At 47.8% G+C, this 24,521-nt stretch carries 19 protein-coding genes and 2 pseudogenes; 17 read left to right on the top strand and 4 right to left on the bottom strand.

The features are described from left to right. Nucleotides 1-93: 93 nt before the first annotated feature. The 15 genes and pseudogenes from ABXS70_RS03430 (at nucleotide 94) to ABXS70_RS03500 (ending at nucleotide 16,918) form a co-directional block, all read left to right on the top strand. On the top strand, nucleotides 94-1,245 hold the full coding sequence (locus ABXS70_RS03430; protein WP_342552466.1) for a cysteine desulfurase family protein: 1,152 nt from the start codon (nucleotides 94-96) through the stop codon (nucleotides 1,243-1,245). Nucleotides 1,246-1,408: 163 nt separating this feature from the next. Next, nucleotides 1,409-1,930 carry a PRC-barrel domain-containing protein gene (locus tag ABXS70_RS03435; protein WP_342552465.1) on the top strand — a complete coding sequence of 174 codons (522 nt, stop codon included), beginning with the start codon at nucleotides 1,409-1,411 and terminating at the stop codon, nucleotides 1,928-1,930. 10 nt (nucleotides 1,931-1,940) lie between these two features. Then, complete coding sequence (locus tag ABXS70_RS03440; protein WP_090915543.1) at nucleotides 1,941-2,150, top strand: hypothetical protein; 210 nt, start codon at nucleotides 1,941-1,943, stop codon at nucleotides 2,148-2,150. A gap of 348 nt (nucleotides 2,151-2,498) precedes the next feature. Further along, nucleotides 2,499-3,566, top strand: coding sequence for an AI-2E family transporter (locus tag ABXS70_RS03445; protein WP_342552464.1), 1,068 nt, complete (start codon nucleotides 2,499-2,501; stop codon nucleotides 3,564-3,566). 494 nt (nucleotides 3,567-4,060) lie between these two features. Further along, nucleotides 4,061-6,682 (top strand): alanine--tRNA ligase, encoded by a 2,622-nt coding sequence (alaS, locus tag ABXS70_RS03450; RefSeq protein WP_342552463.1) that lies wholly within the window; start codon nucleotides 4,061-4,063, stop codon nucleotides 6,680-6,682. A gap of 129 nt (nucleotides 6,683-6,811) precedes the next feature. Beyond that, the gene (locus ABXS70_RS03455) at nucleotides 6,812-7,072 is read left to right on the top strand and encodes an IreB family regulatory phosphoprotein (RefSeq protein WP_036616950.1); all 261 of its coding nucleotides are present in this window, start codon (nucleotides 6,812-6,814) and stop codon (nucleotides 7,070-7,072) included. 126 nt (nucleotides 7,073-7,198) lie between these two features. Next, nucleotides 7,199-7,615, top strand: coding sequence for a Holliday junction resolvase RuvX (ruvX, locus tag ABXS70_RS03460; RefSeq protein WP_184186045.1), 417 nt, complete (start codon nucleotides 7,199-7,201; stop codon nucleotides 7,613-7,615). A gap of 12 nt (nucleotides 7,616-7,627) precedes the next feature. After that, nucleotides 7,628-7,927 (top strand): DUF1292 domain-containing protein, encoded by a 300-nt coding sequence (locus tag ABXS70_RS03465; protein ID WP_090915532.1) that lies wholly within the window; start codon nucleotides 7,628-7,630, stop codon nucleotides 7,925-7,927. Next, complete coding sequence (locus tag ABXS70_RS03470) at nucleotides 7,928-8,242, top strand: DUF1292 domain-containing protein (protein ID WP_342552462.1); 315 nt, start codon at nucleotides 7,928-7,930, stop codon at nucleotides 8,240-8,242. Nucleotides 8,243-8,317: 75 nt separating this feature from the next. Next, nucleotides 8,318-9,358 carry an endolytic transglycosylase MltG gene (gene mltG, locus ABXS70_RS03475; RefSeq protein ID WP_342552461.1) on the top strand — a complete coding sequence of 347 codons (1,041 nt, stop codon included), beginning with the start codon at nucleotides 8,318-8,320 and terminating at the stop codon, nucleotides 9,356-9,358. A gap of 14 nt (nucleotides 9,359-9,372) precedes the next feature. Then, nucleotides 9,373-10,302, top strand: coding sequence for a peptidase U32 family protein (locus ABXS70_RS03480; protein ID WP_342552460.1), 930 nt, complete (start codon nucleotides 9,373-9,375; stop codon nucleotides 10,300-10,302). Between the two features lie 17 nt (nucleotides 10,303-10,319). Then, nucleotides 10,320-11,646, top strand: a pseudogene (locus ABXS70_RS03485) (U32 family peptidase). Between the two features lie 54 nt (nucleotides 11,647-11,700). Next, nucleotides 11,701-12,471: a pentapeptide repeat-containing protein gene (locus ABXS70_RS03490; protein ID WP_342552458.1), complete on the top strand. Its 771-nt coding sequence runs from the start codon at nucleotides 11,701-11,703 to the stop codon at nucleotides 12,469-12,471. A gap of 247 nt (nucleotides 12,472-12,718) precedes the next feature. Further along, entirely contained in the window at nucleotides 12,719-15,001 is a 2,283-nt protein-coding gene (locus ABXS70_RS03495) for a methyl-accepting chemotaxis protein (RefSeq protein WP_342552457.1), read from the top strand. Nucleotides 15,002-15,208: 207 nt separating this feature from the next. Then, entirely contained in the window at nucleotides 15,209-16,918 is a 1,710-nt protein-coding gene (locus ABXS70_RS03500) for a penicillin-binding protein 2 (RefSeq protein ID WP_366296529.1), read from the top strand. On the opposite strand, the gene ABXS70_RS03505 is transcribed toward ABXS70_RS03500, so the two are convergent. Continuing rightward, nucleotides 16,897-18,045, bottom strand: a complete 1,149-nt coding sequence (locus tag ABXS70_RS03505; protein WP_366293867.1) for an AI-2E family transporter — start codon at nucleotides 18,043-18,045, stop codon at nucleotides 16,897-16,899. The genes ABXS70_RS03500 and ABXS70_RS03505 overlap by 22 nt on opposite strands. 172 nt (nucleotides 18,046-18,217) lie before the next feature. Between ABXS70_RS03505 and ABXS70_RS03510 the strand changes: the two genes are divergently transcribed. Then, nucleotides 18,218-19,636, top strand: a complete 1,419-nt coding sequence (locus ABXS70_RS03510) for a polysaccharide deacetylase family protein (RefSeq protein ID WP_342552454.1) — start codon at nucleotides 18,218-18,220, stop codon at nucleotides 19,634-19,636. A gap of 187 nt (nucleotides 19,637-19,823) precedes the next feature. Here the strand turns inward: ABXS70_RS03510 and ilvD are convergent, their stop codons facing one another. The 3 genes and pseudogenes from ilvD to ABXS70_RS03525 form a co-directional block, all read right to left on the bottom strand. After that, nucleotides 19,824-21,509: a dihydroxy-acid dehydratase gene (gene ilvD, locus ABXS70_RS03515; RefSeq protein ID WP_145332657.1), complete on the bottom strand. Its 1,686-nt coding sequence runs from the start codon at nucleotides 21,507-21,509 to the stop codon at nucleotides 19,824-19,826. A gap of 328 nt (nucleotides 21,510-21,837) precedes the next feature. Further along, nucleotides 21,838-22,080 (bottom strand): annotated as a pseudogene (locus ABXS70_RS03520) (general stress protein); the annotation flags it as partial. Between the two features lie 120 nt (nucleotides 22,081-22,200). Continuing rightward, nucleotides 22,201-23,241, bottom strand: a complete 1,041-nt coding sequence (locus tag ABXS70_RS03525) for a fucose 4-O-acetylase (RefSeq protein WP_342552453.1) — start codon at nucleotides 23,239-23,241, stop codon at nucleotides 22,201-22,203. A 232-nt stretch (nucleotides 23,242-23,473) separates the two neighbouring features. Between ABXS70_RS03525 and ABXS70_RS03530 the strand changes: the two genes are divergently transcribed. Beyond that, the gene (locus ABXS70_RS03530; protein ID WP_342552452.1) at nucleotides 23,474-24,439 is read left to right on the top strand and encodes a sugar kinase; all 966 of its coding nucleotides are present in this window, start codon (nucleotides 23,474-23,476) and stop codon (nucleotides 24,437-24,439) included. The last annotated feature ends 82 nt before the right edge of the window (nucleotides 24,440-24,521 follow it).

Here is a 24,521-nt window from a genome sequence, read left to right on the forward strand (position 1 = left end):
GGGGCTTTAACCATGCCAACGGAGAATAAAGCTTGCTTTTACTAATGATTTGAACATAAAAATGAAATCCAACAACCAATGAGGTGACAAACTATGAAACGTATATATCTGGATCACGCCGCTTCGACACCCATGCATCCACGCGTCGCTGAAGTGATGATGAATGTCATGACCAATCAATACGGTAATCCGTCCAGTATCCACGCCTTTGGGCGAGAAGCCAAACGGACGGTTAGTGGAGCAAGGGACTTTATCGCAGCGTCTTTGGGATGCAGCCCCGATGAGCTTGTTTTTACGGGCGGTGGAACAGAGAGTGACAACCTGGCCATATTTGGCGCAGTGGCTTCCAGAGCAGAGAAGGGAAAACATGTGATCACTACGGCGATTGAACATCACGCTGTGCTGCATTCGTGTCAGGAACTAGAGCGGCAGGGATATGAAGTGACCTATCTGCCTGTGGACGAATCGGGGCGCATTAATCTGGAACAGCTGCAAGAAGCCGTTCGACCGGACACTGTGCTGATTACGATGATGTATGCCAATAATGAAGTAGGGACGATTCAGCCTATCCGTGAAGTTGGAGAACTGGCACGCCAGCATCATATTTTATTCCACACGGATGCAGTTCAGGCGCTGGGCAGCCAGCCGATCTCCTGCAAAGACCTGCCTGTGGATCTCGTCAGCTTCTCGGCACATAAAATTAATGGACCGCAGGGTGTTGGTGCATTGTATGTCAGACGCGGCGTTACATTGGAAGCCAGATCTCACGGTGGATTGCAGGAACGACAACGTCGTGCAGGCACGGAGAACATGGCTGGGATTGCCGGGTTTGCAGAGGCACTGAAATGGATCACGGAACAGGGAGACGAGCATCTGCAGCATGCCTTGGAACTGCGAAAGCTGCTGCTTGATCAGCTTGCTGTTCATGTGGGCGCAGAACATTTTCATGTCAACGGACATCCGGAGCATACTCTTCCCAATATTCTTAATATCAGCTTCCCCGAGGTATCTACCGAAACGATGCTGATGAATCTGGATATGGAGGGTATAGCCGCAGCCAGCGGTTCGGCCTGTACTTCAGGTTCGCTTGAAGTATCCCATGTGCTGAAAGCAATGAATTTACCAGAGGCATTTTTACAGACTGCGATTCGATTTAGCTGGGGCTTGGGTAATACTACAAAAGAAATCATCACAACCGCCGAAAAAATTGGAACCATTCTTGAACGGCTGCGTAATAGACCTTAAGGGGCTCTTTACGCATGGAACAAAAGGAGGGAAGAAGTTCCATTTCATCGGTTGGATAGAAGCGGTTTGATGACCGGCGTTTGACTGCCACTCATCAACTTTGGGCATACCTAGCAATAGCGCCGCGCCTATACAATGTGAAGAAGATGAGGGGGACCCAGCGATGAAGCTTCAGGAAATGATCGGACTTGCCGTTTTTGATGTTGAGGATGGGAAGCAGGTCGGTAAAATCCAGGATTTCATTGTGAACGATGATTGGGAGATTGAAGGCATTGAACTTGAGAATAAAGGCCTGTTTACCAATCATGTGAAAATAGTGCAATGGGAAGATATCGTTGCCTATGGCGAAGATGCCGTCATGATCCGTAATCAACAGGCTGTCCGCAAGACGGGGGCCGACGACATAAAATACACGTACCTCCTCGGTCGTTCGAAATTAAAGGAGATGTCCGTGCTCACCGAAGAAGGATTGCTGCTCGGACGAGTCTCTGATGTTTATTTTGACCAGGAGTTGGGAAATACAATAATAGGGATTGAAATTACGGACGGTTTTGTGTCCGATCTGATCGAGGGCCGTAAATGGCTGCCATGTACAAGTGATATGTCTATCGGAGAAAGTGCCATAATGGTGCCGCCGCTGAGTGAACAGCGCTTGGAAAATGCCATTCATTCTGTTAACGGATAGGTGAATGAATATGAAATGTCCAAATTGTAGTTCGAAAGATATCGGAAAAATTGGCTCCCATCAGTTTTACTGCTGGGGATGCTTTATTGAATTAACGGTAAATGGTGAGAAAATGTCTGTGTACCAAGTGGAAGAAGACGGCACATTAAGCTCTCTGGATGATTTGTTCTTTGGAGAAGAGCTGCCGCAGGATTTTCCTCACATTCATGCTTCTTCTTAAAGAAGCAGTTTAACTTCCTCTATATGCGGTTTTGTGACAACAACTGTCATTTTACGCTGCTGCATTTTGCTGGCAGATGGATATAGATGTGGTTACATAGCGGTCAGGAAGGACATGTATAATTAAATATATGATTTACTGATCCGTAAAATGCGCTTTCCTCTTTTCGAAGAGGGGAGCGTTTTTTTTGTTTTGACCTGAAGAGCTGTCTCCTTTGCTCCGACCGACTCTTCTTCCACAGCTTATCTCTGTTTTTGAAGTTAATAAAAATCCCCTCGCCTACATATACTGATTCTCAGAGCCAGTCCATATACTGAACTTTAGAGCCAGTTCAAAGGGGAGATCGAAGTGGAGCAGCTAACTAAAAATAAAATATTTCGTTATGCGATCTGGCTCCTGCTCGGATTGATCATTCTATATTTTATCTGGCTGCTGCGGCCATTACTTTTACATATTTACGGTTTCTTGAAAACGGTACTAGCTCCATTCATCGTCGCACTGATCATATCCTATGTGCTTAATCCAATTGTGAGCATGCTTGGCGGACGGAAAGTCCCGCGGTCCATTGCCGTTCTGTTAATCTATGCTTTTTTTCTGACCTGCATCGGAGTCATATTAATGAATGTCATCCCTGTCCTGATTGAACAGCTCGAAGAACTCAATGAGCATATGCCGGAGCTGTCCATGAGGGCGCAGAATCTGATGAATAACATGGACCATAAATTGATGCCGCCAAGTATACGAACAGGTATGAACAGCTGGTTTTTTCAGATGGAGGATCGACTTACGCAGGGAATTACCGTACTGATGGACAATATTGGAGCCACGATTAATGTGCTGTTTAACGTATTTATTGTACCGTTTCTGATTTTCTATATGTTAAAAGATTTTGATGTGTTCGAACGCACTGTCGTGGCCTATCTGCCTCGTGCCCGCCGTAAAGCAATTGTTTCCGTGATGAAAGAAATTGATACTGCACTCGGAAATTATATTCGTGGTCAATTTATCGTGTGTGTCATCGTGGGCATCTTCGCATATATCGGATACATCGTGATCGATATGCCCTATGCGCTGCTTCTGGCGAGTATTGTGGCTGTATTTAACATCGTTCCATATCTCGGGCCTTTTCTGGGAGCTGCACCTGCGGTGGTGATGGCTTCAACGGTTTCTTTTAAAATGGTACTGCTGGTCATTGCCGTGAACACACTCTGTCAGGTGCTGGAGAGCAATGTGGTTTCCCCGCAGGTGGTAGGTCGAACGCTGCATCTGCATCCGCTCTCGATTATCTTTGCGCTGCTTGTTGGCGGTGAGCTGGCAGGTGTTGTGGGACTTATTTTGGCAGTGCCTGTCTTTGCCGTGTTAAAGGTCATTGTGCAGCATTTTTTCGCGTATTATATCAAACGGAGGACAGAGTGACTCCATCCCTGCAAAAGTGGATCCAACTCTCCATGAGCCGTTCACAAGGCTGTACTTATGCCCTTCGCAAGGCGCGTTGACACTCGCAGACTCTATCGATATAATGAGGGTGTATGTTTACATGATAAAATCAATGATGAAATGAAGTATGCCGAGGGTTCCTTTCCTCAGAGAGCAGACTCCTTCGAATTCAGATAAGTTCTGAGTTCGCTGGCTGGAAGAGTCTTGAAAGTTGAAGCGGCAGAAAGCTGATTTCGGAGTGCAGGACAACCCTGCCGGGCGCGACCGTTACTCGCTTAAACGAGGAGATTGTTTGTTCATCCGTTGATCTGCGGGAGAAGAACAATAACCAGGGTGGTACCGCGATAACATCGTCCCTGATCATTTCAGGGGCGTTTTTTGTGTTTATTTTTAACACAGGTTATATCCAGATTTTCGTTAACCAACCGGGGCGATTTCGCTGCGGAACTTATAATTTAATGGGGGCAACCAGTATGAAAGCTAGTGAAATCCGTTCCAAATGGATCGAGTTTTTTGCAAGTAAAGGACACAAAATTGAACCAAGCGCATCACTCGTGCCGCATAACGACCCTTCCCTGCTGTGGATTAATGCGGGTATGGCACCGCTGAAACCTTATTTTGACGGACGGGAGAAGCCGGAGAATCCGCGTCTGGCGAACTCGCAAAAATGTATCCGTACCAACGATATTGAGAATGTCGGCAAAACACGCCGTCACCATACGTTCTTTGAAATGCTGGGTAACTTCTCGATCGGTGATTACTTCAAAGAAGAAACGATTACCTGGGCTTGGGAGTTTCTAACGAGCAAAGAGTGGATCGGATTTGATCCGGATCGCCTCTCTGTTACGGTTTACCCGGAAGATGAAGAAGCATTCAAGCTGTGGAATGAAAAAGTAGGACTGCCGGCTGAGCGCATCATCAAGCTGGACGAAAACTTCTGGGATATCGGCGAAGGCCCATGCGGTCCATGTACCGAAATCTTCTACGACCGCGGTGAAGCTTACGGAAACGATATGAATGACCCGGAGATGTACCCAGGCGGGGAGAACGAGCGTTATCTGGAAGTTTGGAACCTGGTATTCTCGCAATTTAACCATAACAAAGATGGCAGCTACACACCGCTTCCGAACAAAAACATTGATACAGGCGCGGGTCTGGAGCGTTTTGCTTCCATTCTTCAGAATGTAGATTCCAACTTTGACACAGACCTGTTCCAGCCAATGATTCAAAAAACAGCTGCACTCGCAGGTGTGAAATATAATGAGAGCGTTGAAATTGACGTTGCGCTCAAAGTTATCGCTGACCATATTCGTACGGTAGCATTTGCTGTTGGTGACGGCGTACTGCCGAGCAACGAGGGACGTGGATATGTTATCCGCCGTTTGCTGCGTCGTGCGGTTCGTTACGGTAAAGTATTGGGTCTGGATCGTCCGTTCCTCTATGAGCTGACCACAACCGTTGGTGAAGTGATGGGGATGTACTATCCGGAAGTTGTAGAAAAGCAGGAGTTTATTGCCAAAGTGATCAAAACCGAGGAAGAGCGTTTCCACGAAACGCTGTCAGACGGGCTTGCGATTCTGGCTGATATTAGCGGTACAGCGAAATCCGAAGGACGCACCGTAATTAGCGGACCGGAGGCATTTAAATTATATGACACGTACGGATTCCCGTTTGACCTGACAGAGGATTATGCGGCTGAGCATGGTCTGACAGTAGATCGTGAAGGCTTTGATGCATCTATGCAGGAGCAGCGTGATCGCGCCCGTGCGGGACGTCAGGAGAACGAAAGCATGAAGGTTCAGGGTGGACCGCTGGCGGATCTGGAGGTTAAAAGCGAGTTTGTTGGATATACTGACCTGTTGACGGAAGCAAAAGTAGTGGCGATTGTTGCGGGCGATGCTCTCGCAGATTCCGTAGGAGAAGGGCAGACAGCTCAGATCATTCTCGATAGAACACCGTTCTATGCGGAAAGCGGCGGTCAAGTGAGTGACCAAGGCTTGCTGCGCGGCACAGGTGCTGCGGCAAAAGTCCAAGGGTTGTTCAAGGCTCCGCAAGGGCAGCATGTGCATATGGTAACGATTGAGTCCGGTGAGCTTCGTGTGGGCGATGTGATCCAGGCCGAAGTAGACCGGGAGAAACGCGGCGATATCATTAAAAACCATACAGCTACACACCTGCTGCACAAAGCGCTGAAGGATGTGCTGGGAACGCATGTGAATCAAGCGGGTTCCCTGGTGGAACCGCAGCGTCTGCGTTTTGACTTTTCTCACTTCGGCAGCATTACACCGGAAGAGCTGACTGAAATTGAACGTCAGGTGAATGAACAAATCTGGAATCGCCTGAACGTTAATATTGAACTGAAGGGCATTGATGAAGCGAAGGAAATGGGTGCAATGGCCCTGTTCGGAGAGAAATACGGCGATATTGTACGCGTTGTTCAAATTGGTGATTATAGTTTGGAACTTTGCGGCGGCTGTCACGTAAATAATACTTCAGAGATTGGAATCTTCAAATTGGTCAGCGAAAGCGGAATTGGCTCTGGTGTACGCCGGATTGAAGCTGTTACGGGTCGCGGTGCATATCTGTATGTGGAAAGCCAGCTGGAGCTGCTCAAACAGTCCGCTGCGCTGCTTAAAGCCAATGTGACCGATGTGCCGAAGCGGATCGAAGGTCTGAATCAGCAGCTGAAAGAAGCGGCGAGAGAAACGGAATCGCTGCAGAGCAAACTGAGTGCGATGGAAGCAGGTCAGCTGACTGACCAAGTCGTACAAGCAGGGAACACACAAGTGCTGGCAGCCCGCGTAGATGCACCGAATATGGATGCACTGCGTACCGTTGCGGATGAACTGAAAGTAAAACTGCCGGATGCTGTTCTCGTACTCGGAGCACCAGCAGACGGTAAAGTGAATTTCGTTGTCGCCGTACCTGCTGCACAGGTGAAACAAGGTCTGCATGCCGGTAAAATTGTCAAGGAAGTTGCTGCAGTTTGCGGCGGCGGAGGTGGCGGACGCCCGGATATGGCGCAGGCTGGAGGCAAGGACGCAAGTAAGCTGGATGAAGCGCTAAAAGTGGCTGTTTCCATCATTAGCCAGTAAAGGACAAGCAAAAAACACAATTGCCTTATCCTTTGTGTACTTGTGGCAGTCAGAATATGTTATTATATAAACAGAAATCAATTCGGCAGGACATGGTCCCCATGTCCATGCAGGAGCGAGGTGTCATCAATGGACTCCATGGATAAGACGGTTAAATTCAATGTGAAAGGTGACGAGCAGGAAGCATCCTCGAAAGAGATTCTGCTCACGGTATATGACGCGCTGGTCGATAAAGAGTATAATCCCATTAACCAGATCGTTGGATATCTGATATCCGGCGACCCCGCGTATATTCCGCGTCACAACAACGCACGTAGTCTGGTCCGGAAAAAGGAGCGCGACGAGCTGATTGAAGAGCTTGTACGTTCTTATCTGGCCAATCACCGGTAATGTACGCCGCTTCCGTTTGTCTGCAGCTGTGCAGGCAGGCGGACAATGAACCGACAGAAGACAGACTGAAGTCTGAACAGGCGGTAGGAATATCGTTCTGAACAGGCCGCAGGATGGGAGAGCATGATGAAAAAATTAGGTTTGGACTATGGGGACCGCAGAATCGGGGTAGCAGTGAGTGACGCCTTCGGTTGGACTGCCCAGGGATTAGAAGTGCTTGAACGCCGCCGGGATGAAGGTGAGTTCACACGAATTGCGGAACTGGTGCGGGAGCACGAGATCAGTGAAATCGTAGTGGGACTCCCCAAAAACATGAACGGCACCGTAGGACCGCGTGGTGAATTATGCATTGCGTTTGCTGAGCGCCTGCGGGGCGAACTGAATTTACCTGTTCACCTTTGGGATGAACGGCTGACAACGATGGCAGCCGAACGTACGCTGATCGAAGCGGATGTCAGCCGCAAAAAACGCAAACAGGTCGTGGACAAAATGGCCGCCAGCCTGATTTTGCAAAATTATTTGGATGCCAATAGTACAAGGTGAGGGGGATCAACAATGGCTGAAGATCAACTGGGTATGGAAGAAGAAGCTGAGATCATTTACATTGCAGATGACGAGGGTAATGAAGAGGAATTTGAAGTCATCATGAAATTCGAAGTAGACGGTTCGGAGGCCAAGTATATGATGGTTGCTCCGGTTGAACCTGAAGATGGCGAGACGGATGTGTATGCATTCCGTTATGAAGAAGATGGCGATGATATTAAACTTTTTGTGATCCAAGATGATGCCGAGTGGGATATTGTCGAGGAGACCTTTAATACATTTCTTGCTGAAGATGAAGAGGAAGCGAACTAAATGACGGAATATAATCGCAAAGACCTGAAATGGACAGATTCGCTGCGTCTGGCATTCGGTGCTCATGTGGAGCTCGAGGAAGAGAACGGTAAATCACATCCGTATGAACTGCTCGCTGAATTTGAGGTACACGGGCAGCAGTACGCGGTGCTCCGCAGTTCATTGCGTCCGTATGACGAGGTTGAACTGCTGCGGGTTGTACCTGGCAGTGAGAACCAGGTCATGCCGGAATTAGTTACGATTGATGATGACGATGAGTGGGAGAGCATCTCGGAGCTGTATGATGAGTGTACACTCCCGATTGACGAGGATTAATCAGCTTCAAATCGAAAAAACCGGAAGGGCGGAGAAGTCCGCTCTTTTTGGTTGTGTAAAGGAGTTGTGTCTCTGTTGAAAGGCAAAGTCATAGGTATCCTGCTTCTCGTCCTGTTCATTCTGGCTGCAGCAGCTGGCGGGTATGTATGGAGCATGATGCGTCCGATGCAGGCTTCTACCGAGCCTGTTGTATTCGAAATCAAGAGTGGATCGGGAATTTCGAAAATTGCGGATCAGCTGCAGCAGGAAGGAATTATTCGAAACAGTCTCGTTTTCAAGGGATATTTAAAGTGGAATAAGCTGGGCAGCAATTTTATGGCGGGGAAATATGCCATGAATCCGGGGGTAACGTACGATGAGATTATTCATAAACTGAGCAGCGGCGATGTCGTACCTGAGGAGATGGTGAAGTTCACCATTCCAGAAGGGTATACGGTTCTGCAGATGGCGGACAAGCTTTCAGCAGATGGCATTGTGGATAAAAAAGAGTTCCTGAAGCTGGCTAATGACCCATCGGCCTTCGACGTGGATGTCATCAAAAATATCCCGGTAGATGAAGAATTGCGCTATGTGCTGGAGGGGTATCTTTTCCCGGAGACGTACGAATTAAAAAAAGGCAGCACTACTCATGAGGTAATGCAGCGCATGTTAGAAGAGTTCCAGACTAAAGTGAACTCCATTCCGGATTTGCAGGCAAAGCTGGAGCAGCGGAAACTGTCACTGCATGAATTGCTGACGATTGCATCACTTGTGGAACGAGAAGTAGTTGTGGACAAAGAGCGTGCACTGGTAGCAGGTGTAATCTACAATCGGATCAAAGAGGATATGAAGCTGGAGATCGATGCGACGGTGCAGTATCTGCTCGACAAACCGAAGGCTCGGCTGCTCTTTAAGGATCTGAAGGTACAGAGTCCATATAATACGTACTTGAACAAAGGGCTGCCGCCGGGGCCGATTGCCAGTCCGAGTCTTGCATCCATTGAAGCGGCACTGAATCCGGAAGCCTCAGAGTACCTGTTTTATGTAACCAAAAAGGATGGGACTTCAGGACATCTGTTTGCCAAGACATACAGGGAACATCAGCAAAATATAGCCAAAAGTAAGGCTGCGCAATAAGCGGAGGGGATTAGATGAGTAAGAAACATGAACTGCTCGTTACGGCGGCAAATGTAAAAGAAGCAGAAGCCATGCTTCAGGCCGGAGCGGATGCTTTATTGATTGGAGATGATCGCTTTGGCATGCGCCTTCCGGGCAGCTTCAGCGTGAAAGAAACAGCAGCGGTAGTGAACTTGGCTGCCAAACACGAGGCGCGAGTCATCGTATCCATGAATAATTTGATGTCTAATGAATTACTGAAAGAACTGCCAGAATATGTGCAGGCTTTGGGCCGAATTGGTGTTGACGCCGTCGAGTTTAATGATCCGTCCGTGCTGGCTGCGATCAAGGAAATTGCACCTCAGATTCGTCTGCACTGGAACGCAGAGATGACGTCTACAAACTATGCCACGGCCAACTACTGGGGAACCAAAGGGGCGAGCCGGGTTGTGCTTGCTCGTGAGCTGAACATGGATGAGATCACGGAGATGGTTCCCTTTTTAAAGGTTGAGGCGCAGGTTCAGGTCCACGGGATGACGAACATATACCACTCCAAGCGCAGTCTGGTCCAGAGTTATATGGCTCATCAAGGGCGCCCCGTAGAAGGACATCTTGGTAAGGAACGCGGGTTATTCCTGATCGAGGCGGAGCGTCGGGATGAGAAGTTCCCGATCTATGAGGATATCAACGGTACGCATATTATGAGTTCAGAGGACATCTGCATTCTCGAAGATCTTCATTTGATGATGGAGGCAGGTGTACACAGCTTCAAAGTGGAGGGAATCCTCAAGCCCGTGGCTTACAACGAAGCTGTTGTTCGTGCATATCGCAAGGCTATAGATCTGTATGAAGCAGACGCAGAGGCTTATGCATACGACGAAGAATGGCTGCGTGAGGTTCGTGAGCTGCAGGACCCTGAGCGGGAATTGTCATTTGGATTTTTCTACAAAGAACAAGTGTATTAATAGAAGAGGTGAACAAGATGGAAACAGTGGCGGTCAAGCGGAAGTTTTCCGGTAAACGTAACCGTCTGGATAAACCGGAGCTGCTGGCTCCGGCGGGTAATCTGGAAAAATTAAAATTTGCGATTCACTATGGAGCAGATGCTGTATATATCGGCGGACAGGCTTACGGACTTCGTTCGAACGCGGATAACTTCAGTTTTGAAGAAATGCGTGAAGGTGTAGAATTTGCGAAAAAGTACGGGGCCAAAGTGTTTGTAGCTACAAATATTTATGCCCATAACGAAGATGTGGCGGGAATTGAAGCGTATTTGCAGAATCTGTATGATGCAGGCATCTCGGCGGTTATTGTTGCCGATCCGGCCATTATTGAAGTGGCTTTGCGTGCGGTTCCGGGTCTGGAGGTGCATCTCAGCACCCAGCAGTCCACATTGAACTGGCAAGCCGTGAAGTTCTGGAAGGACGAAGGACTGCCGCGGGTTGTACTTGGTCGTGAGACGAGTTTTGAAGAGATTGAAGAGATCAAGGCGAACGTGGATATTGAAATCGAAGCTTTCATCCACGGGGCAATGTGTTCATCTTATTCGGGCCGCTGTGTATTGTCCAATCACTTTACAGACCGGGATTCCAACCGGGGGGCTGCTGTCAGTCCTGCCGCTGGAAGTATGATTTGTTCGAGGATGCGAGAGAAGATACGGTCTGGGTAAGCGAGGAGGAAATGCAGATGAAGGCTCCTGCGCCATTTAAGCTGGGAGATAATCAGCTGCCCTGTTCCAGGAACAGGATAATTCTTTCTCCATGGGCTCCAAAGACCTGTGCATGATCGGTCATATCCCTGAATTGATTGATGTGGGTGTGGACAGTTTCAAAATTGAAGGACGTATGAAATCCATCCATTACGTAGCAACGGTTGTCAACGTATACCGTCAGGCCATTGATTCGTACATGGCTGATCCTGAAAATTATGTGCTGAAACCGGAATGGGTAGAAGAAATGAACAAAGCGGCGAATCGTCCGCTCAATACAGGGTTCTTCTACGATACGCCTGATCATGAAGATCATATCTATGAGCCGGAAGAGAAGGCAGTGCCTTACGACTTTGCGGGCCTGGTTATGGATTACGATACAGAAACAGGAATGGCAACGATTCAGCAGCGCAATCACTTCAAGCCGGGCCAAGAGATTGAGTTCTTCGGTCCGAACGGTACCTTTTTCAAACAGGTGGTAGGGGAAATTCAGGATGCAGAAGGCAATGTGCTGGATGCTGCGCGTCATCCGCTGCAGCTGGTGAAGATGAAAGTGGATCAGCCGGTTTCCTACTTTGACATGATGAGAAAAAAGAAATAGGTTTATATAAAAGTTATGCTGTGCGTTCTCATCATATATGATGGGGGGATCGGGATGAGAAGACTTGAGTCTGGTATGTCAGCAGACAATGAATTATTTTCGGATATAGTTAGGTATGAACACGAAACGATAAGTGAAACGACCGTATCAAACTCGAATGTGGGTTCACCTATATTTTGGAGCTGTACCCTGCATCATCTTGTATTTGATACCTGTGATCTTACGAATGCGAGATTTTTTGCCGGTAGTACAATAGATCACTGCACATTTGTTCGTTCCGACCTGCGCTCTGTCGGCATTGGCAAAGATGAAGCTGTGTTTACCAATTGTGAGTTTTCCTCCTGTGATCTGAGAGGCATGACATTGGAAAACGCTGCGTTTATCAACTGTACTTTTGCTAAATGTAGATTTAATGACCGGGTTTTACAAGCAGCGAATCTCGTCAATTGTACTTTTACCGGCAAGCTGGTGGATATTACGTTTGAGGGAAATGGCAAACAAAAGCTGATCGCCAATTTGGAGAACTGCATCCTTGACGGTGTTCGTTTTGTGGGCTGTGACCTGACGCAGTGCATCCCGCCAAAATCCAAAAACCATCTGTATGTTGAACAGGTATCCGCACGTGTGAAAAATGCCCTGCAGAAGATAGAACATAACGCTGATCTATCTGAAGATGAACGAAAAGTCCTGGTACGCAGTCTGCGCAAGCTTGAGCAGACGGATCAATATATTTTTAACACGGCGCATATGAAGAAAATATATAGTGAAGATTTTGTTGAACGATTTTTCAGCAGTCTGGGAATTAGTCCCGATCTTAGAGGCTAACAAAAAGTCATCTCCAAAGCACTCAGAAATGAGGTGAAGGAGGTGACTTTTTGACAAATCAAATTTATGAGAAAAAAGACCCCTGTATATCGGCATATAGAGGTCTTTTTTTTATAGAAAAATAGGAAAAAAGTTGTAATATATTTCTGAAAAGTTGGAGGGAAAGCAGGAAAGCTGTCGAATACTACATATTTATAGGGGAGAGATTAAAAGAGTTAACAAGAATACTACTGGCAGGTGAATGAGAATGGTTCAAAAGAAGGATAAGGACAGTGGGGAAAACATGAAACAACCCGAGCAGGCTAAGCCTGATAAGACACAAAAAGAGAAGAAAATGAAAACGATTAAAATTAAAAAAGAAGGGGTACATAAAAAAACACTCAAATTTGATCGCAGCAAAATCCGATGGGATTGGATCAAGATGGATCGGATCAAAGAGAAACTGAAAAATAGAGAGTGGAAGGAGCTTGGCGGCACCTCATTCAGACAGATCAAGAAGGTGAACCCGGTCAAATCTGTAGGTGTTAAGCTTTTCTTAATCTTTTTCTCGGCTATTATGATTGTGGTTATTAGTTTGGGGCTAATATCCTATTCAAAGGCTAAAAACACGATTGAGGCGAACGCATCCAGAGCCAATCAGGAGACGATCGACCAAACCAAGCAGAAGCTTGATATCATTCTGGAACGATTTGTGGATACGTCTACACAGATTTTCTTCGATCCAGAGATGCAGTCTCTGCTGCAGAAGATGTCAGATCCGAATCTGACGGCATATGATACTTTCGTCAATTCGAGTTCAATCAATAAACAGTTATCCAATGTAGCTTTTACTAATAAATCCATGGAAGCGATTTATTTGGTACCTACGGATGAATCCAAATCCGTTATGGGCACAGGAAACAGCAGTTCGAGCATGGGAAGCATCCGCCAGGAAGCTTGGTATACGGACCTTATCACAAAAGGGGGTTACCGCTGGCTGCCCACAGAGGAGAAGACAGACGGGACAGCGTCAACCTTCCGAATTGCACGTTCCATGAAGAATCTGCAGGGTACAACGCAATCTTACGTGCTCATCATTGAGTTGAAGCTGGAGGTGCTGGAGGAGCAGTTGAAGTCACTGGATCTGGGGGCTGGATCTGTACTTCAATTGATTGCCCCGGATAACAAAGTGGTTGCCTCGTCCGTTGCAGGACGTTCAGGTAAAGAGACGGATCTTGGCTTTGTGAAAGATTTAAAGGAACCAGCGGGAAGCACAAACACCGAATATGATGTGGATGGCAAATCGACCAACATGCTGGCTGTTTACAGTACGCTGGATTCATCTGCCTGGAAGCTGATCGGTATGGTTCCCACTTCAATGCTGGTTAAGGACGCTCAAGGCATCCTAACAATAACATTGTGGATGGCCCTTGCGTTTGCAGCACTTGCTGTGTTGATTGGCGTCTGGATGGTTCGCATGATTGCTCGGCCGCTTAGCAAATTGAAAGATCTAATGCAGGATGGTGCAAAAGGAAATCTGAAAGTACGCACGCCGTATAGCTCCCAAGATGAGATTGGACAGCTTTCATCTGCATTTAATACGATGATGGAGCAGATTACCAAGCTGGTGGAGCAGACCAATCGTTCCGCACAGGAAGTGTTGGATACAGCTGCAGAACTGAGCAGTGCTTCCAAGAAAACAGCGGTATCCGCTTCTGAAATTGCGGTAGCCACGGAAGAGATTGCCGGTGGTGCAGGCAGCCTGGCGACGGAAGCTGAACGTGGCAATGAACTGACCGATAACATCTCGCGTCAGATGGAAAGTGTAATTGCCGCCAATGAAGAGATGGGGGATTCTGCCCGCCACGTTGAGAAGTCCAGTCAGACCGGAACGCAGCATCTGAATCAATTGATGACCAAAACGCAGAAGACAGAAGAGATGATCGGAGCATTGGTCAGCAAAGTGGATTCGTTAAAAGAGAGCACATCTTCTGTACTAAAAGTGCTCGATGTCATGCAGAATATTACGAAACAGACCAATATTCTGTCTCTTAACGCAACAATTGAAGCAGCGCGGGCAGGCGCGGCTGGACGTGGTTTCATGGTCGTCGCTGATGAAGTTCGCCAGCTCGCTGCGCAGTCCAGACAGTCCATCGATATGGTTGGGGAGATCACAGACAAAATTATGACAGAAATGAACGAAACGGTTAAAGCGCTGTCCGACGCTTATCCATTGTTCAAAGAACAGATGGATGCGGTAAAAGATACAAACGTGATTTTTGCTTCTGTGCAGGATCAAATGGGTGCTTTCGTGGAACGTCTCGGCATGGTAACGGGTTCCATTGGAGAGCTCAGCAAATCACAGGCAACGCTGTCTGAGGCGATGAGCAACGTCAGCGCTGTTGCTGAAGAGTCCTCCGCCACTTCAGAGGAAGTAGCTTCACTGAGCAGTGAACAGCAAAATATCAGCAATCAGCTCGTTAGTCTGTCTGGCAAGCTGGAAAATGTATCGAGTGAACTGAAAGAAACACTCTCGCGTTTCACAGTATAATCCCTACTAACAAACCTGTCTCTTCGTTGAGGCAGGTTTTCTATATTTTCCGGGTAATTCCAGAGAGGTTGACGCATAATACATGAAAAAGGCAAGGGTGGAATATTTGTGAATCTGCGGCTTGTATGGAAACGCCGTATAGCGATAATCAGTGCAGGTTTGACGCTCGTTTTTGCCGTGCTGCTCCTCAGACTTGGCTGGATTCAAATGGTCCAGGTAAACCGGACTGTTCCTGGAGACCAGCGAAGTATGAGAGAAATGTCTGTACTGCAGCGTGAACGGGGTGTAATGCTCGATTCCGGTCGTGGACAGTTTACAGATGTCCATGGACGTCCCTTAACCGGTAAGCTGCAGTGGGGTGTTGTACTTTTTCCACAAGAACATTCTTCGAAAGGAAACAGGAAGGAAGGCGAACTCAGCCAAATGGCATCGATCCTGCATACGAATACAGATCAGCTGAGGGAGGAGTGGGAGAAAGAAAAAACTCCGCATTTATGGACAGGAGGTCAATCAGAGCCTGTGCTGTTAAACGATAAGCAGCGTGAACGCTTACGTGAGCTTCATATACAGGGAGCTGATGTATATCCCGTCATGACGAGATATTTCCCTAAACCCGCTGGCAGCCAGTGGCTGGGTTACCTGAATGAACAGCCAGAGCCTGCAGGACGATTGAAAGAACATCAAGATGAGGTAAGACAGCCCTTTGCAATGAAATCGGGAGCAGCGGGGCTGGAACGAACGCTAGAACCTTTGTTAAGAGGAATAGGACCTACATTGGTGACGCGGATGGTATCGGGCAGCGGGCAGATCATTCCTGAAATAGAGCCGCGTGTGATTGCGCCTGCCAATGTTCATTATCCATTAACAGTGGAAACAACGATTGATGCGCGCCTGCAGCAGGGAATAGAAGAACTGACGCAAGCTTCCGTGCTGCAGGAAGGAGCCGTGGTTGTGCTTGATGCTGGGAATGCGGATGTACGCGCAATGGTATCACGTCCTTTTTATCAGCCGCAGCATGTAGATCCAAGGCAGCAGTCCTCCTGGGGCAATCGAGCCGTACAAGGTGCTGTACCAGGTTCTATTTTCAAAATAGTGACGGCTGCAGCAGCACTCGAAAATCGGGTCGCTTCTCGCGAAGAGAAATTCCATTGTGAAGGAGCCTATGGAAAGTATGGCTTCTCCTGCTGGAAGCATCATGGACATGGTGAACTGAATCTCGAAGAAGGATTTGCGCAGTCATGCAACATTGTTTTTGCTGAAACGGCTCGCAGACTGCGAATGGAACAGTTGGAACAGACCGCTGACCGTCTTGGACTTGGGCGTATGGTTGGCTGGCAGGCACAGCAGGCTGCGGGTATGCCGGTGTTAAAGCACTTTGATCATGAAGAATCGGGGCGTATTCAGACAGAGGCTGTAAAGTATTCAGATGACGAAGGAGCCAGGATACAGACCGCGATCGGACAGCGGGATGTACTGGTCACCCCGCTGCAGGCAGCTAACCTGATTGTCACACTGCTGCATGACGGAAAGGTGAGTGCTCCCCGGCTTGTACAGCGAATTCGATATGCGGATGGAGACACGATGCTGGACATGCCTCTGCATGACTCTCGTTCGGCAATAGGACAGATTTCTCCAGCCACAGCGCATCTGCTGTTAAGCTGGATGAATACAGTTGTACGGGAGGGAACAGGAAAATCCCTGCAGCATGCAAAATGGCATACTGCAGGGAAGTCAGGCACGGCTCAGGTCATGCAAAAGGGAGAGCCTAAAAACCACCAGTGGTTTATTGGCTATGGTCCCGTAGAAGAGCCGAAATATGCAGTCGCTGTGCTCGTTCAGAACGTCTCTCCAAACAGCTCGCATCAGGCAGCGGCCTTGTTTCGAAAGGTGATGGATTACTTGGCAGCCTCGTCGTGAGCGGAATCAGATATAGGCGTGTCCATCACTAACGGTGAAGACTCGAATTCGTCATTGGGCAGATGAATCCATTTTTGCAGATAGCCCTGCTGCAGCAGTTCTTTTAACAAAATCAGAAGAACGGGTGAAAGCACGACACCTGCGAGGCCGAAGATTGATAGGGAAATCAGCATAAACGACAGCATCAGATAAGCAGAAGAAACACCGATAGAGTTTCCTGAAATTTTCGGTTCAAGCAGCTGCCGCGTCAGCATGGTCACGGCCAAAATAACGATTAAACCGATGGCAAGTGTACTGTTACCCACGATAAATAGATAAACAATCCACGGAATAAAAATAACGGGCACACCGAGCAGCGGCACCAGATCAAAAATGGCGCAGACGGCTGCGATTGTAAAGGCATTGGAGGTTCCAAGAATCAACAACCCCGCATATATCAATACAAATGTAATCAGCATCATAATCAATTGTGCTTTCATGTAGGAACGAATTGTCTTGAACACATGGGTACGCATGAACGCATTGGCTGTCTTTAGTGTTTTGGGTGTCTTGGCACGAGCGAATTTGCGCCATGATTCAATCTCAATACTAAGGAAAAATGCCAGAATGATTGCGATACCGAAATTGGTAATAAAAGTAGAGAAAGAGCTGAGAAAACCGATAATAAATTGTGCCCCGCCGGTAACCCATTTGGACAGGATTCCAGACAGTGTGGCAAAGTATTCATTCACCTTTTCGAGCATCCCGTCGGGAAGGGCATTGGACTTGTCCTGTATAAACACGACCAGATTGGTGAATTCTCGCTGAATCATCTCGATATATACCGGGAAATTGAGCTGCAAATCTGATATTTGCGAGATGATGAAGAAACCTGCACCGAAAAATCCTGCGACAATCAGTCCTAGAAACAGCAGAACAGATATGGCGGTACCCAGTGTTTTGGGCAGGCCTTTTCGATGCAAAAATTTGGCCAAAGGCTCAATCATCCAGAAAACAATAAACGAAAGGAAAACGGGCGCGGCGATATGATACAACTTGCTGAAAGCAAACATGATCACATACACGGTTAACAGGAGTAGAGCGATATCAAAAACCGTACGTCCGTATTTTTTATAAAGCGGCAGCATGGACATAGACTCCTTTACAGGCAGAAATTAGATTGTATTCATTGTACATGATAGCGGTGTCTTGAGGAAACAGCATTTCATAAAAGAATGAACTGTGATAAAATTAAAGGCGGTTTATTTTAGAAAGTGCCTTATAGCTGTAAATTAGCAGAAGAAGTGGGGAATTCACATCATGACAACGATACTTCAGAGTATTTTACTGTGGTTATTGTATCTGTCCTCTTTTTATGCTTTTATTCCAAGTCTGATCAGCAGATTGTTCGGTTTCCGGGTGTTCAGAAGGGGAAAAAGTGATACTCAATATGCCCTGACTTTTGACGACGGGCCAGATCCTGATTACACCCCTCGGCTGCTCGATCTGTTACGTGAGCACGAGGTTAAAGCCACTTTTTTTGTGGTCGGAGAACATGCTGCAAGTCATCCCGACTTAATCAGACGAATGCATGAAGAAGGACATTTGATTGGCATTCATAACTACATTCATAAAACGAACTGGCTGATGCGTCCGCGTACGGTTCGGGATCAGATCGAGCGCACAGGTCATATTATTCAGGAAATTACAGGTGAGAAAACCTGTTATTACCGTCCACCCTGGGGCATTATGAATCTGTTTGACTTTTTCAGTAAAAAAGATCGCAAAATCATTCTGTGGTCCGCCATGTTCGAGGACTGGAAATGCAGTGTGGGTGCGGAGCAGCTGAAACAGCGTATGCTGAACAAGTTAAAGGGCGGTGAGGTGCTGCTGCTGCACGATCGAGGCACAACCCTCGGGGCAGATGCACGAGCGCCCGAACAGATGCTTGAGGCACTCGAAACTGTGCTGCAGGAAGCCCGGCGCAGAGGGCTGGAAAGTGTACGTGTGGATACGTTAATGACCGGCAGCGCTGTGAATGGATGGCGGTCTAATGTAGGCCCAGTACAAACGGCAGCCCGCCCGAAGCTGAAACTGTGGAAACGAGCTGTGGTTGCTTTGTGGTTAGGCTGGGAAAAGCTGTTTCACTGGGTTTATCATCTGCGGACGGCTTCATCGGAAGATCCCATGCTTCATTTCCGTTCCCGTGTATACCACGGTGCGCGAGTAGAGATGGAACATGGTCATGTGATGCAGAACGGTGATCCGATTATCGAACTGCATTTTGATAATAAGAAATTGTTCGAACTGGGTGTTACTTCACGCTCAACCATGCATTTGGCTATTCGTATGATTCGTACGATGGAGCAGCAGCTGCCTGACCTGGCACAGCTTGTGGCTTCAGAACCTGAATTACGCTCAGCCAAAGCAATTTACGGGGTGAGCATGATTAACCGTGGACCTGAAAAATTCGGTTTCACGGTGCAGGAGTTGGCCCCAGGTCCTTTCAGTATGGCCTCGAAGTTATATCTGAAGCTGCTGCTTCGTGTTATCCATCCTTCAGGCAAGGAGCGTTTGAAGCAGCGTACAGATCAGCTGGTGCCTAAAATGATTGTGATGCCCGTGGAGGAACTGCTGAAACGTTACGGACAGCATCATAAGCTTGTATCAGCCGCAGTGGAGGAAGAGAGAGACGAGTCTCTTATGATCGAAAACGAGATTTTGCCTGAGCGAAACTAAGGTACAGCTTCAGCTTTTCTATGACAGCGGCTTTATTATGGAATTATTATAATGTTAATTATGGATTACAGATCATCCAACCTATCCGAATTTCAAACGAAAAGAAAGGATGCGCTCTGCCGGTGAGGCAGGACGCATCCTTTTTTAATCCTGATATGTTCAGTACTATATCAGCACTTCATCCGTATTAAATTTTCAGTACGCCACCGTTGCTTGCATTGGTAACAAGCTTGGAGTAGCGAGCCAGCAAGCCGGTTTTGACTTTTGGCTCAAAACCTTTCCAGTTCGCACGACGTGCTTCGAATTCCTCGTCGCTAATTTGCAGCTCAATAGTACGGTTGTTCAGGTCGAGTTCGATGATATCTCCTTCTTCAACAAAGGCAATCGGGCCGCCTTCCGCTGCTTCCGGAGAGATATGGCCGATACTGATTCCGCGGGATGCGCCGGAGAAACGTCCATCCGTGATCAGACCAACTTTGGCACCAAGTCCCATACCTACGATCTGGGAAGTTGGCGCGAGCATTTCAGGCATTCCAGGTCCGCCTTTTGGTCCTTCATAGCGAATAACCACGACATGTCCTTCTTTAACTTTACCGTTAGCAATACCTTCAAGTGCTTCTTCCTGAGAGTCGAAACAGATGGCAGGGCCTTTGTGATATCCGCCAACTGAAGCATCAACCGCGCCAACTTTAATGATTGCACCTTCTGGCGCAAGGTTACCGAACAATACAGCCAGTCCGCCTTTTTCGGAGTGCGGGTTGTCCAGCTTGTGGATTACGTTGGTATCTTTAATTTCCTGACCTTCCACGTTTTCACGGATCGTTTTACCTGTTACGGTAATGCAGTCTGCGTGAATCGCGCCTGGTTTTTTGAGCAATTCATTCAGAACCGCGCTTACACCGCCTGCATTGTGAACATCTTCGATGTGCAGGTCAGAAGCAGGTGCCAGTTTCGCAAGGTGAGGAACACGGTTAGCAACTTCATTGATACGCTCGATCGGGTATTCAATGCCGGCTTCGTGTGCCAAAGCCAGTGTATGCAGTACCGTATTCGTAGAACCACCCATTGCCATATCCAAAGCGAACGCATTGTCGATCGCTTCTACCGTTACGATATCGCGTGGTTTCAGATCCAGTTTGATCAATTCCATCAATTGTTTTGCTGATTGTTTAACAAACTCACGGCGCTCAGGTGCTACCGCCAGAATCGTTCCGTTCCCCGGCATAGCCAGACCCATAGCTTCTGCAAGGCAGTTCATGGAGTTAGCAGTAAACATACCGGAGCATGAGCCGCACGTTGGACAGCCGAACTGTTCAAGCTCAAGCAAGCTCTTGTCGTCAATTTTACCGGCCTGGAAGGCACCTACACCTTCGAATACGGAAGTCAGGGAGAGAGCTTTACCGTTGCTGTCACGGCCTGCTTTCATCGGTCCACCGCTTACAAATACAGTAGGGATGTTGCAGCGCAGTGCGCCCATCATCATACCCGGTGTAATTTTGTCACAGTTCGGGATACAAACCATGCCGTCGAACCAGTGTGCAGAAACAACCGTTTCTACGGAATCCGCAATAATGTCACGGCTTGGCAGGGAGTAACGCATACCGATGTGTCCCATCGCAATCCCGTCGTCAACCCCGATCGTGTTGAATTCGAACGGAACGCCGCCGGCTTCGCGAATGGCATCTTTAACAATTTTACCGAATTCCTGCAGGTGAACGTGACCAGGTACGATATCGATATACGAGTTACATACCGCAATAAACGGCTTGCCGAAATCCTCTTCTTTTACGCCCGCTGCACGGAGCAGACTCCGGTGTGGTGCGCGGTCAAACCCTTTTTTGATCATATCGGAACGCATCTTATTGGCTGACATGGTGTATTCCCCCCAAATATATAATATTGAGCAGCATGAATGGAAAAATAAATGGCAGTACATCTGTCGTTTAAATTCATCCGTACTCTAAAAAATAGACCGGTAATCCGGTATCGAGCTTCCCGTAGTTTGTGAAATTCTCTGCTGCTTTAAACCCGTGAACACCCGGTTTTTCTATAGAGTCTATCACAACCATCGTCATATTTCTACAATCAATAGACAATAGAAAAGAAGCCTCGTCCCATTTTAATGGAGTTTGGCTTCTAATTAAGTGAAAGTGGTGTATACCGTAAAAGGGAGATGACTGCCCAAGTTAGGTTTAACTGCTTCCGCCCTTACGCCCAATTTCGCGATAGAATTCCTTGCTGTGATTTTCCGAAGTGGCTTCACCGCCCTTGCGGCCGATCTCTTTGTAGAAATCTTCATTATGAGCATCTGAAGTGGCTTCACCGCCCTTTTTACCAATCATCTGGTAGAAGCTGCGGTCATGATTTCTCGATGTGGCTTTCCCGCCTAACCGGCCAGCTTCCTCTCTGCTCATCTTGCGTTCTGGTGTTTGCCCTCGTGCCATTACGAATCACTCCTTACCCTGATAAGTTGTTTCTGCAGCGTGTATCTTGAATTACCACATTATTTCCAGCCTGAAACAGGATAAATGGAAGCCGCTGGGTGTACAGGATAAGGCAGAGAGTTACAAGGAACGTTTAAATATACCTGGTCGATGAAGTGAAATTCGTGAAATATCCGGTTCGATCAGAGCCTTGAAGGCATGACGTACAAGCGGGTGAGCCAGTGTAACCGAGAACAGCACAGCAGCGGCTAGGATAATCGGGATGAACAATGCACTTCCCATGTAACCGTATACTCCTGACCAGATTGCAAGGCGTACAAGAAAGCCGTGCAGGAGGAAAACGTACAGTGTACGACGTCCCATATCTGTAATTTTGGAGGTCAAGTTCGGCACCCAGGCAAGGAATAAAACTGCCGAAGTGATTTCCAAAAGGTATACACCAAGCCGGTAAATTCCGGCAAACCACTCCTGATGCCCCAGTTCAGCATACGTTTTGCTGCCAAGAAGCCATCCTTGTGGAATATTCAAGCCGCCGTACGCAATATATAACAGCAGGGCAGCAGAGAGAACCGCAGCAGCTCTGCGGCCCCAGCCTGGAAGGAGCCGAGCACGAATGGCTGCCCCGTAATCATACCCAATGACGAAGAATGGCAGAAATACGAAGGTACGGCTGCAGCTGAGCCAAAAACCGTCGACTGGCAGATAACCGGCAATAACACCCAGAGCGATTGAAGCAATCAACCGATATACCGGTTTCCAGGAGATGGTGAACCGAACCAGTAACCGCCAGCAGAAATGGCTGGCAAGGAACCAGAGAAGCAGGTAGGGTGCAAAGAAGGACAGCCGCATATGAGGTGTATGGAATACGGTCGCGTCCATTAACGCATACAGCGTCTGGAACAGCAGGTACTGTAACGCGATCTGCTTCAGCACGCTGCGTCCGGATGTGCCCTGAATCGAAGGTCTGGCAAAATATCCGGTGACCCAAACGAAAAGCGGCATATGAAACGTGTAAATCCATAGAAACAACGCTTCCGCTCCGGCAAAGCGGGTAATCAGCGGTTCAAGTGCATTCCCTGCCAGCACGCAGACAATTAACATAAAGCGTAAGTTGTAAAAGAAAGATTCCTGATCATCCTGAATCAGTATCTGGTTTCTCATGATGCAGCCCCCTCAAAACATCCTTAAAAGTTGTGTATGTGCAGCCGTTATACCTCTGTAATAAGGTTAATATGGATTTGCTTTGATCATTGTGATTTAATTCACATTGGTAAGCGTTATCTTTTCTCAAAGATGTGACAACAAAAAGAATGCTTCGGGATTGACAACGGTTGCATACGGGATGACAATGGTAGAAGAAGATGAGGTAGTCAATATTAAGGAGGAAGGCAGCATGTCAACGAGTCCCTTTCAGAGCCCTGATATTATTACATTCGGGGAGAGCATGGGGTTGCTGACGGCCAGAGATACAAGAGGGCTTGAATATGCAGCTTCACTGGACAAGACATTTGGAGGAGCTGAGAGCAATCTGGCCATCGGCGTATCACGCCTTGGACATACCAGCGGCTGGTTTGGGCGTCTCGGCAGCGATCCGATTGGAAACATGATTCTGAAAGCCATTCGCGGCGAAGGCGTGGATGTATCCCGGGCAAAATTAAGTAATGATGAGCCTACAGGTCTGATGATTCGTGAGAACGCTTCCGGGAAAGCCTCGGTGCATTATTATAGGAAGTTATCTGCTGCAAGTGCAATGACACCGGATGATCTCGATCCGGATTATATTGCGGGAGCCAAAATTTTGCATGTCACAGGTATTACTGCAGCCATCAGCGAATCCGGACTTGCCACGGTGGAAGCGGCCATACATATTGCCAAGCAGGCAGGGGTTAAAGTGAGCTTTGATCCGAATCTGCGCCTGAAGCTGTGGTCGGTGGATCAGGCTCGGCCTGTGCTGCTGCGGTTGGCTGAACAGGCCGACTACTTTTTACCGGGCCTGGACGAGATGAAACTTTTATATAACGAAGAAAGTGATCAAAAGGTGCTTGAACGATTAACAGCATTGAATGCAGTATGCGTCGTCAAAGGCGGTCCTGATTTGACCTATGTACTTGCGGATGATACCCTAACGGAAGTTCCGTACTTTAAAGCAGATCAGGTTCTGGATACCGTTGGGGCAGGAGATGGATTCTGTGCGGGTTTTTTAGCGGGTCTGCTAAAAGGATACACACCGCAGGAAGCGGCTCGTCTCGGTAATCTGACAGGTTCGATGGTGATTCAGGCCGTTGGGGATTGGGAAGCACTTCCGACTTGGGCTCAGGTTGAGGCCAAGCTGAATAATGCTGCACACATCGAGCGTTAAGTTCCGTTAAAAACAGGATGACTCATCTTCGTTCTTCAAATGTAAAGCTTGTATATACACAACCACCACATGGACAAGGGAG

The sequence above is a fragment of the Paenibacillus sp. AN1007 genome, from assembly GCF_040702995.1.
Taxonomy (GTDB): Bacteria; Bacillota; Bacilli; order Paenibacillales; family Paenibacillaceae; genus Paenibacillus.